The sequence below is a fragment of the Alphaproteobacteria bacterium genome, from assembly GCA_019695395.1.
Lineage (GTDB): Bacteria > Pseudomonadota > Alphaproteobacteria > JAEUKQ01 > JAIBAD01 > JAIBAD01.
Genome location: JAIBAD010000054.1, coordinates 1 through 11,159, shown reverse-complemented (window position 1 = coordinate 11,159; position 11,159 = coordinate 1). Strand labels below are relative to the sequence as shown.

Genomic DNA, 11,159 nt, shown 5'->3' with positions numbered 1-11,159 from the left:
TATTATTAATAAAAAAAATATAACAAATATTATAATTTAAAAAAGAGAGTATAATTTTTAATATCACTCTCTTAGTATTAGATGTTCAATTGTATATTATAAAACTCTAGAATCCTTTGGGGGGTTGCCCATCCGAATCTTACTTTACGATCACTTTTTCTTTTCTCTAATCTGTAAAAGCTTTCTATCTATAGATAAAAATGTACGAACATTAAATTTACCTGTTCAACAAATTTTTGAACTTTTATCATAAGGAAGAGGAGATGCTTAAATCCACCAATTGAGGATTATTTTGCGGTTAAAACATTCCAAATAAAATAAGTTTAAAGAAAATTTATAAAGACTTGTTTTGAACCATCCCAAATCATCTTACAAGCAACATATAAAACTATGATTAATCCTAAATAGGAAAGCCAATGATATTTTTTTAAAAGATTGGCAATTAAACTTGCAGACATTCCCATAAAGGCAACAGAAAGTGTGAGACCAATGATTAAGACCCAACCATGTTCCCGGGCGGCACCTGCAACCGCAAGCACGTTATCGAGAGACATCGAAATATCAGCTAAAACAATATTGATAATAGCTTGTCTTAAATTATTGGCCTGTTTATGTGATGGGGTAACAGATTCTGTTTCTTCGTTGTTTTTATTTCTTTTTCTTTCGCGTTGAATTTCCTGCCATAATTTCCAGCATACCCATAAAAGAAGTATACCGCCAGCAAGCGTCAAACCAATAATTTCCAAAAGCTGTGTTGTAACTAGGGCAAAACATATCCGCATTAATGTTGCGGCAACTATACCAATCATAATAACTTTGGTACGTTGTTCGCGGGGAAGTCCAGATGCAACCATACCAACAACAATGGCATTATCCCCTGCCAAAACAAGATCAATCATAATGACTTGAAAGAGGGCACTTACTTCAGACCAAGAAACTAGATTCGCTATATCCATAAGAAACTACTGTTATGTTAAGATTTTTTATAATAGAACAATTTAGAAGTAACATATTATGAATTAGCTCATCAAGATGATTTTATTAGTTAGATAATTGGAAAAATGAAAATGGAAAATGTACTTCTTGGTCCTAAATGGGAACCCCAAGAAAAGATTAATCAATTAGTTATATTTCTCCATGGTTATGGGGCAAATGGGAATGATTTAATTGATATTTCTAATCAATGGAAGGATTTGTTGCCAAATACTGCCTTTATTTCACCGGATGCCCCTTTTTTATGTGAAGTTAATGGCATGGGAAGACAATGGTTTGGGTTGGAATCTTTTGACAATGACAGACTTTTTGCTGGTGCCAAAACTGCAGCACCAATTTTAGATCAATTTATTCAGCAACAAATAGACCATTATAAAATTAAGCAAGAAAAAATTGCTCTTGTTGGTTTTTCTCAAGGTGCCATGATGGCTTTACATGTGGGGTTAAGACAAGACAATATGTTAGGGGGAATTATTGGATATTCTGGTGCATTGCTAGGTTCTGCCCATCTCGAACAAGAAATAAAATCTTCGCCACCCATCTTACTTGTCCATGGGAAACTTGATTCTGTTGTACCTTATGACTCTTTAACATATGCTGAAAAGAAATTATCTGCTTTAGGGTTAAAAGTAGAAATATTAACCTGTCCCTTTTTGGCCCATGGAATCGATTATGAGGGAATAAAAAAGGGTGGTGAATTTTTGCGTAAAATCTTTTTTGATTAAAGGCGTTCTGATAACCATATGGCTACATTTGTGGCTTTTTTAATCAAGTGTTTCATTAAAGGATAAGCAACAGCTTCTTCTGCACCTTCCTGAAGACTAAGATCAAGATGATCTTGTTCATCTTGCTTAAATTCTTCTAAAAGGGTCGAGATTTCTTTATTTTGATTACCTAATTTTTTAATTTGTCTTGAATAATGTTCGGTAATAGCTTCTTCAACACCTACAGTACAAGCCATAGCTGCTTTAGAGCCAAGCAGGGCTGTAATAAAACCTAACCCATATCCTAATTGATGCCATAAAGGTTGCAGTAATGTGGGTCTTACTTGATGCTGGACCATTAACCTTTCAAAAGCATCCAGGTGTTTTTTTTCTTGCATAGCCATGTGGTGAATGACTGTACCTGTATGTGAATCATGGTGAAAGATGGCTAGTTGGCCTTCATAAATTCTTTTGGCACCGTATTCGCCTGCATGATTTACCCGAATAATACGCATAAGTTCGTCATGAAAATCTAAATCACCGGGAAGCGCATAAGAATTGGATTGGTACTTATTATTGGGATTTGTGGTCATGGGTGACGTATTCTTTTTTGATGCCAAAATATAATAACCCTATCCCACAACATGAACCATATAAAAAATTATATCCTGCAAGTGAAATACCTAAAAATGACCAGGCTACTTCATCACAACGGACAATGGGTTGTTGGGTTAATTGTAAAATAAATTCTTGAGGCGATAATTTAATATTAATTCGCCCTGCGCATTCAGCTGTACCTTCCCACCAATGATGTTCAACACCAACGTGAAAAAAACCTATAAAGGCTGTTATAAAAAAACAAAGAACGCATACCATAAAAGCAATAAAAACAAATTTATGATCTGTGACATTAAAAATTAAGACACATAAAGAAAGAAATAAAATCAGAAAATAAGGGTAACGTTGGTAATGGCAAAGAACACAAGGTTTTAAATCAAATCCGAATTGCATAATGAAAACACTTATAACTGGGAAAAGAGCAAGAAAAAAAATATACAAAAATATTGATCGTGTTTGTGATTGTTGAATGATAGTCATGCAATTAAATCTTTTGATTAAACATATTTTATAAGAAGCAATCCACTTATAATTAATACCAAAAATGCTGTTGTTACCCAAGTTAAATATTTTTCAATAAAGATGCGTATCGGTTGGCCATAATATTTTAAAAGAGCACACACCAAATAGAATCTTGCTCCTCGTGTAATTATAGAAGCAACAATAAAAATTGTAAGATCAAATTTTGCAACCCCACTTGCAATAGTAACCAATTTATAGGGAATAGGCGTTAATCCTTTAATCATGATAATCCAAAAACCCCATTCATCATACTTTTGTTGAAAATGATGAAAATTTTCTTGGTATCCATAAAAATGAATAACCCATTGACCAATAGTTTCATATAAAAAATAACCAATGGCATATCCAGCAATCCCACCTAATACAGATGCGATGGTTGTTAAAAAAGCAATACGCCATGCTGATTGTGGGCGTGCCAATACCATAGGTACAAGCATAGGATCAGGGGGTATGGGAAAAAAAGAACTTTCGGCAAAGGCCACAGCAATCAGGGCGTAAATTGCTTTCGGGTGTTCTGCTAATTCTATGGTTTTATTATATAAACGACGTAACATGATGAAAATTATTTGTATGTATATTGGGGTGATGATTTAATCATTGCATAACATTTTCTAAACCACCTAATTTTTCGATTGTAATTTTAATACGATCCCCACTTTTAAGGAAAATGGGTGGATTATGTCCCATACCAACCCCAGCCGGTGTCCCCGTTGCAATAATATCACCAGCTTCAAGTGTAACATAGGTGGAAATTGTTTCAATGAGATGCGCAATGTTAAAAATCATTTCTGATGTGTTGCTATGTTGGCGTAATTCATCATTTACCCAACAAGATATGGTTAAATTTTGACCATCAACCTCATCCTTTGTGGTAATCCATGGACCTAGGGGAAGAAAATGATCAATAGATTTGCCTAAAAACCATTGTTTATGTCGTACCTGGATATCGCGGGCGGTTAAATCATTGGCAATAGTGTAGCCAAAAATATAATCAAGTGCATGTTCGGCTTTAATGAATCGGCCCTTTTTTCCAATAATAACGGCAAGCTCTGCTTCGTAATCTATTTCTGTGCTTAAATCTTTGGGTAAAGTGATTTGTGTATTTGTACCAATGACGCAATTTGTTGCTTTGGTAAAGACAATAGGATATTGAGGTATAGAATCAGTGGGGTTTGTATTTGTTTGTTTGACTTCTAAAATATGATCTTTGTAATTTTTTCCAATACAAAAGATATTTCTAATAGGATTAGGAATAGGGGCTAATAAAGTTACCTTATCCAAATCAAAAGGGGTAGCATTTTTGGTATCAATAAATATATTTCCTGCTTTAATCAAGGAAATCATATCTGTTTTTATAGGATAAATGATATTGCGTTCTGGAAAAACAAGACCCACATAATTTTGATTTTGATAAATAAAAGACGCGTATTTCACAATATATTCATCACCAGTAAGCTAAGCTGCATAAGATCGCAGAGAAAGTTGTTGTAGGCAACGATCAATCCATTGTTTTGTTAATTTTTCCTGCAAAGAATTTTGTTTAAGTCTTTGATTTAAAATTTGCCAATCAACATAATCCAAATTTTGGTCTTGATTGAAGCAAGAAAATACAATGGTTTCTTTGCCTGTTACAGGATCAATATGGGTTTGCAGACATTGGGCACAAATTTCTTTCATCATACATTGCATTGGAGAATTAATCGATCCAATTCCAATATGCTCGGGGTTAAGATATGGTTTTAAAATAGTGTGACGTGCTTTTGCTAAGGCTGCCATCATACGGTCTGATCCGATCACCACCATTCTGCTTGCCTCTTTTAAGGATAGGGAAACGGACCCAAGTTTACCTTCGCCATAGGCACGTATACCTTCAACAATATTGCCCACAAAGCTTTTATCTTGTGGTCTGTCAAGTGAGAATCCAGGTTGTTCATCACAACACCATATAACAACATCAGCTGCTGCTTCAATTTGGTCAACCTTGTACCTATCTTCTTTTTTGCGATATCCAGCAAAATAAATGACCTTTGATCCTGCAGCTTTAAGCGCAGCACCGATTGAAAATAAAACAGCATTTCCAAGTCCACCACCCACAAGAATAACGGTTTCATTGGATACAATATCGGTGGGTGCCCCTGTTGGTCCCATAAGTACTACAGGTTCATCTGGTTTTAATAAGGTACATAAATCAGATGATCCACCCATTTCTAAAGCAATAACAGAAATAAGTCCTTGTTCTTTATTGGTCCAGGCACCTGTCATGGCCAATCCTTCCATAGCAAGGACAGTATCACTGGTACGTAAAGAAAGGCTTTCATAATTCTGGAGCCTATAGAATTGTCCGGGTTGAAAATGGGCTGCCGCTAATGGGGCTTTGATAATCACTTCAATAATTGTGGGAGTTAAGCGTTGCACTTTGTGGACAAAAGCACGAAGATCATGATCGAGCTTTTTGACCAAATCCTTATAGGTCACAGAAGTTGGAGATTTTCTTATCAAAACTTGATTGATCAAAGGATAACCTTGTTTAGCGCTTGCCATGGCTTTAACTACATTACCAAAAAATGATGGATGCATATCGCCAAAAAAGCTCATGAATCTGCCATCATTAAGACATGACATTAAAATTTCGGCTTGTTCTGGTTTGGCCAAACTTTTGGTTGGGGTAACTGGATTATTGTATGTGTCAATTGCTTGAAAATATTTACCATCCATTTTCACGAAATCTGGATCTTCTTCGGCAAGAACTGTGTTGGGTTGTGTACCTGCTGCAACTAAAATACTACGCGCCGGTAATGTTATGTTTTTTTGGTCAAGGGTTTGCTGAAAGGTAATAGATTGGGCATGCCCCCATTGATCAATATCAATGGATACTGGGTTCATATTTTCTGCAAATGAAATACCTTCTTCTAAAGCTTTGGCAACTTCTTCGTGATTTAATGTATAGCTTGGGGCATCAATGAGGCGACGCCTATAGGCAACTGTAGCACCACCCCAAGAATTAAGAAGCTCAGCAATTTTGGGTTTTTCTTTTATCAAGGCAGCTCTAGCATTTTCAGCACGCAATGCTTTGGCATGTTTAATAAATTCATCTGCGATTAAACATTCTTCTTCATTCCAATCAGCCCTAATCATTTGTTCTGTTTTTTCGGATAGCAAACTTTCATATCGATTTAAGAATTTTTCAACTTGCCGGCTATAATAGGTAAGGGATTCAGTTGCCGTATCAATTGCTGTTAAACCACCGCCTATCACCACAATGGGTAATCTTAATTGTAAATTGGCAATGGATTCATTTTTAGCTGCCCCCGTTAATTGCAAGCTCATCAAAAAATCCGAAGCCATTCTAACCCCACGGGCAAGACCATTTGGAATATTAATATAGGTTGGTTTACCAGCACCGGCACACAGAGCAATATGGTCAAATCCCATGGCCATAGCACTTTCCACGGTTAATGTGCCACCAAAACGCACACCTCCATACATGGTAAAATGCGAGCGTCTTTCTAAAAGTAATCGAATAAGTTTTAGAAAATTTTTATTCCAACGAACTGTAATACCATATTCGGCTACTCCACCAAAACCTGCAGTAACCCTTTCATCTAAATTTTCATACAATTCTTTAACATCGCGAATAGGTATAAAATTATGGCGTTTTCCCATAAGATCAATACCAGAAATATGGTGGGGTAAAGGTTCAATTTTTAATCCATCTATGGCAACAATATTATGACCTTCATTAAGTAAATGATGGGCCAAGGTAAAGCCTGATGGTCCTAATCCAACAACTAAAATTTTATAATGACTATCACCTTTAGGAAGGGGGCGACGTAAATTAAGTGGATTCCATTTTGTTAAAAGAGAATAAATTTCAAATCCCCATGGGAGTTCCAAAATATCCTTAAAAATTCTTGTTTCGGCCTGGGGAATATCAACAGGTTCTTGTTTTTGATAAATACATGCTTTCATACAATCATTGCATATGCGATGTCCTGTTGCCGCCATCATGGGATTATCAATGGCAATAATCGCAAAGGCACCTAAAGAATGACCTTGTGCCTTCAAAGTGTGCATTTCAGAAATTTTTTCTTCTAGGGGACAACCAGCAAGGGTAATGTTAAAGGCAGATTTTTGGAACCCACCATTTTTTCGGTCTTTTAATCCTTTGGAACATGAATCTTTGCCTTGATTATGACACCATATACAATAGTTCATTTGATCGAGAGCTTGGGGTAAATCGTATCCTGGATCTGTTAAATTGAAATCTTGCCGGGCGCGCCAATGTTCTTCTGGCAATCGCATCATAGTTACACCATCACGAACAATTGTTTCAACGGGCACAAGATGATGTGGGTTTATTTTATGGGGCTGTTTAAACAAAATGCCTGTTTTATGTTGGGCTTGGCCATCTTTGGATAATGTTGCCCATGCAGCATAACGACGGGCAAGATCAAGTTTTTCGTTATTTTCCTCCCCACCTTTTTCCCATTCTTCAACTTGAATTGCAAAAGCAAGCTCACTAAAGTCTATACCTAAATAGGGGATCAATTCTTCACGAAGTTTTTTTCCATCCAATTGTTCAGCTTGCTCTTGGGTAAAAGCTTTAACTGCTTGACGCTGGACAAATTGTCTTTTGCATTGATAAAGGGGTGATAAATTTTGAATTGATAAGGATAAAGTTTTTAATTCAGTTTCTATATGAAATAATTTTCCAATAAAGTCTTCTAAATAGGGGGCAACTTCAATTAAAAGCTGACTTTCTTCCAAGGTGGGTAAAGTTTCAATCTTGGCTCGTGCTTCTAAAAAACGATTAGCTAAGACTAGATTATATTCTTTTAAATATCCAACAAAATGACCATCAAGAGTAATAAGCCCATCTCGATTATAAAGATCAGAAAAATTTAACCCAAAATCTAAAATAATTTTAGAAGAATCGGCATGATTAATTTCTGGGGTATTTATTTTTAAATCATTTTGCTTCATTCTAGCGGAAAGCTCCTTGGCGATCATGTATATAATTAACTTCAAACCTAGGAATATTTTAGGTATTATTATTTAAATTATTTAATTTTTATCTCTATTATTCACTGCTCTTGTAGTAAAAGCCAGAAAAAGATAGAAATAATCAAAAAAAATAAGAAAGGAAATAACTAAATGGCTCATTCTTCAAAAAATATTTTGGCTGCGAAAGCTTGGCCTTTTGAAGAAGCGAAAAAGATAATAGCTCGTTTTCAAGATAAAACACCTGCGAAAGGGTATGTTTTATTTGAAACTGGGTATGGGCCATCAGGGTTGCCCCATATTGGTACCTTTGGTGAAGTTGTTCGAACCTCTATGGTGCGACAAGCTTTTCAAGCTATGTCTTCCTTACCTACAAAATTAATTACTTTTTCTGATGATATGGATGGATTACGTAAAGTTCCAACCAATATTCCCAACCAATCCATGGTTGCAGAACATTTGGGTAAACCCTTGACATCAATTCCAGATCCTTTTGGTAAATATGAAAGTTTTGGTCATCATAATAATGCAATGCTTCGTCAATTTTTAGATCATTTTGGTTTTGAGTATGATTTTCAAAGCTCAACCGAATGTTATAAACGAGGATTATTTGATCAGGCTTTATTAAAATTACTTGAACATTATGATGAAATCATGGCGGTTATGCTCCCAAATTTGGGGCAAGAACGTCAACAGACATATAGCCCTTTTCTTCCTATTTCGCCTAAAACGGGTAAGGTGCTTCAAGTACCTATTCTTGAATTTCATCCTAAAAAAGGAACTCTTGTTTATCAAGACGAAGATGGGTCAAAGATTGAATCCCCTGTAACTGGGGGGCATTGTAAATTACAATGGAAACCTGATTGGGCTATGCGATGGTATGCCCTTGAAGTTGATTATGAAATGTCCGGTAAAGATCTCATACCTTCTGTTAAACTTGCGAATGATATTTGCAAGATTTTAGGTGGTAAGCCACCCGAAGGTTTTAATTACGAACTGTTTTTAGACCAAAATGGGGAAAAAATATCAAAATCCAAAGGCAATGGTTTAAGTGTTGAAGAATGGCTTTCTTATGCCCCACAAGAAAGTTTGGCTTTGTTTATGTTTACCAAACCTAAAACAGCCAAAAGGCTTTATTTTGATGTTATTCCAAAAAATGTTGATGACTATTTTGTCTATCTTGAAAAATATCACAATCAAAATGAAGAAGAACAATTAGAAAATCCTATCTGGCATATTCATAAAGGAAATCCACCTCTGGATACCCAAGTACCTTTAAGTTTTTCTATTTTGTTGAATCTAGTTAGTGTATGTAATTCTGATGATAAAACTTTGTTATGGGGATTTATTTCGCGTTATATCCCAAATGCAAATGCCCAAACCTATCCTGCTTTAGATAAACTTCTTAATCATGCGGTGCTTTATTACCGTGATTTTGTCCAACCTTTTAAGAATTATCGCACCCCAACTGCGGAAGAACAAATTGCTTTGAAAGATTTGGTAAGTGAATTAAAAAAATTACCTGTAAATGCTGATTCTGAAATGATTCAAACACAAATTTATACAATAGGGAAAAAATATACGTCGGATTTACGTGGTTGGTTTCAATCTCTTTATGAAATTTTGCTGGGCCAAGATCAAGGTCCAAGGTTAGGGTCATTTTTTGCTTTATATGGATTAGAAGAAACGATTAAACTTATTCAACAGATTTTAAATGGACAAAGTTTAATGGATCAAACGATGTTGGAAATGCCAACAACTGTAGCAATGAAAGGGAAATAATTTGCCTCTTAGAAAGAGAGATACTGCTGAATCAATGTTAATTGGGCACCAAGTGGATTTGCTTTATCGCTCTTTATCATTTTCTACAGGTTACAAACCAAATTTTGAACAACTCTCAGATCTTTTTTATCAAGGGGCACGGTTGGTTCGTATTGACAAAAATGGACATAATGAAAGTATGGTAGTTGAAGATTTTATTGTGGATTATAAAAATAATGTTTTAACCGGCCAGATTAGAAGCTTTCAAGAACGTGAACTTTGGCGCCGTATTGATCATTATGCATCTATTGCCCAAGTTTTTAGTATTTTTTCGCTTCGAATGGATAATGGCCCCGAACAAAGGGGTATCAATAGTATGCAATGGATAAAAAGAAAAGAAACTTGGCGTATTTTTTCCCTTGCTTGGACAGAAGAAAATCCTGAAATGCCTATTTCGCCAGCCTATCAATCGACAGCGCTTCGGCATTAAAATTATTATAAAATGTTATTATTAAAATTCTTGCAATGTTTGCCACCTGAAACAGCGCATGCTCTTGCATTGTGGGTTTTATCCCATGATATGGTTAAAGTATCAAAACAAGATGACAATGCAAAGCTTGGGATCAACTTATGGGGGCATTATTTTAAAAATCCTATAGGACTTGCCGCTGGATTTGATAAAAATGCAAGAGCCTTTAAAAACTTATTAAAATTAGGGTTTGGATTTGTTGAAGTTGGGACTGTCACACCACGTCCCCAATCTGGAAATATATCCCCACGTTTATTTCGTTTACCTGAAGATCAAGCCATTATTAATAGAATGGGGTTTAATAATGATGGGTTGGTTTCCGTATCACAACGTCTTCAAAAATTTAATTCTTTTTGGGGATTTATAGGTGGTAATATTGGGATGAATAAAGATACAACGGATCCTATTCAAGATTATCTTATGGGTATTGAAAAACTTAGCCCTTTGGTTAACTATCTTGTGATTAATATTTCATCACCAAACACGCCAGGATTACGTGAATGGCAAAAATATGAATTATTTCAAAACCTTATTCAATGTTGTGTAGTGAAGAAAAAGGAACTATCATCTTCTATACCTTTATTGGTTAAAATTTCACCTGATTTAACCTTAGAAGAAATTAATATTTTATGTGATCTTTGTATGAATTTAGGTATCGATGGTTTGATTGTAAGCAATACAACTATCACACGGCCAAATTCATTGATGAATAGCAAAAAAAATGAAGCAGGTGGTCTAAGCGGAAGACCGATTTTTCAACTTTCAACTGACTGTCTTTTTCAAGTTTATAAATGTACAAAAGGAATGCTTCCGCTTATTGGGGTGGGTGGGGTTAGCAATGGGGCAGAAGCCTATCAAAAAATTAAAGCTGGGGCGTCATTAATCCAACTTTATACAAGCTTTATTTATGGGGGTATATCTATCATTCAGAAAATTAAAGACGAGCTTTTAGATGAATTAAAAAAAGATGGATTTACCTCGATAAAAGATGCTATTGGAACGGCACATAAATAAATATTAAAAAAGATAGA

At 35.3% G+C, this 11,159-nt stretch carries 10 protein-coding genes; 4 read left to right on the top strand and 6 right to left on the bottom strand.

Annotation, left to right across the window (positions count from 1 at the left end; all coding sequences use genetic code 11):
* Positions 1 to 323: 323 nt before the first annotated feature.
* Positions 324 to 956: a TerC family protein gene (locus tag K1X44_08235; protein MBX7147281.1), complete on the bottom strand. Its 633-nt coding sequence runs from the start codon at positions 954 to 956 to the stop codon at positions 324 to 326.
* 111 nt (positions 957 to 1,067) lie between these two features.
* Between K1X44_08235 and K1X44_08230 the strand changes: the two genes are divergently transcribed.
* A complete protein-coding gene (locus K1X44_08230; GenBank protein MBX7147280.1) occupies positions 1,068 to 1,718 on the top strand; it encodes a dienelactone hydrolase family protein in 651 nt (216 codons plus the stop codon).
* Here the strand turns inward: K1X44_08230 and K1X44_08225 are convergent.
* Genes K1X44_08225 through K1X44_08205 form a run of 5 tightly spaced genes read right to left on the bottom strand, consistent with a single transcriptional unit; the run spans position 1,715 to position 7,820 of the window.
* A complete protein-coding gene (locus tag K1X44_08225) occupies positions 1,715 to 2,290 on the bottom strand; it encodes a demethoxyubiquinone hydroxylase family protein (protein MBX7147279.1) in 576 nt (191 codons plus the stop codon). The genes K1X44_08230 and K1X44_08225 overlap by 4 nt on opposite strands.
* Positions 2,271 to 2,795 (bottom strand): disulfide bond formation protein B, encoded by a 525-nt coding sequence (locus K1X44_08220; GenBank protein MBX7147278.1) that lies wholly within the window; start codon positions 2,793 to 2,795, stop codon positions 2,271 to 2,273. The genes K1X44_08225 and K1X44_08220 overlap by 20 nt, the downstream gene beginning before the upstream one ends.
* Before the next feature lie 17 nt (positions 2,796 to 2,812).
* Positions 2,813 to 3,391: a DedA family protein gene (locus tag K1X44_08215; GenBank protein ID MBX7147277.1), complete on the bottom strand. Its 579-nt coding sequence runs from the start codon at positions 3,389 to 3,391 to the stop codon at positions 2,813 to 2,815.
* Positions 3,392 to 3,431: 40 nt separating this feature from the next.
* A complete protein-coding gene (locus tag K1X44_08210; protein ID MBX7147276.1) occupies positions 3,432 to 4,271 on the bottom strand; it encodes a fumarylacetoacetate hydrolase family protein in 840 nt (279 codons plus the stop codon).
* A gap of 21 nt (positions 4,272 to 4,292) precedes the next feature.
* Complete coding sequence (locus K1X44_08205) at positions 4,293 to 7,820, bottom strand: FAD-dependent oxidoreductase (GenBank protein ID MBX7147275.1); 3,528 nt, start codon at positions 7,818 to 7,820, stop codon at positions 4,293 to 4,295.
* 171 nt (positions 7,821 to 7,991) lie between these two features.
* Between K1X44_08205 and K1X44_08200 the strand changes: the two genes are divergently transcribed.
* The 3 genes from K1X44_08200 to K1X44_08190 are packed head-to-tail and all read left to right on the top strand — an operon-like array spanning position 7,992 to position 11,142.
* Positions 7,992 to 9,620, top strand: a complete 1,629-nt coding sequence (locus K1X44_08200; protein ID MBX7147274.1) for a lysine--tRNA ligase — start codon at positions 7,992 to 7,994, stop codon at positions 9,618 to 9,620.
* Position 9,621: 1 nt separating this feature from the next.
* On the top strand, positions 9,622 to 10,089 hold the full coding sequence (locus K1X44_08195; GenBank protein ID MBX7147273.1) for a hypothetical protein: 468 nt from the start codon (positions 9,622 to 9,624) through the stop codon (positions 10,087 to 10,089).
* Between the two features lie 12 nt (positions 10,090 to 10,101).
* Positions 10,102 to 11,142: a quinone-dependent dihydroorotate dehydrogenase gene (locus K1X44_08190; protein ID MBX7147272.1), complete on the top strand. Its 1,041-nt coding sequence runs from the start codon at positions 10,102 to 10,104 to the stop codon at positions 11,140 to 11,142.
* Positions 11,143 to 11,159 lie beyond the last annotated feature (17 nt).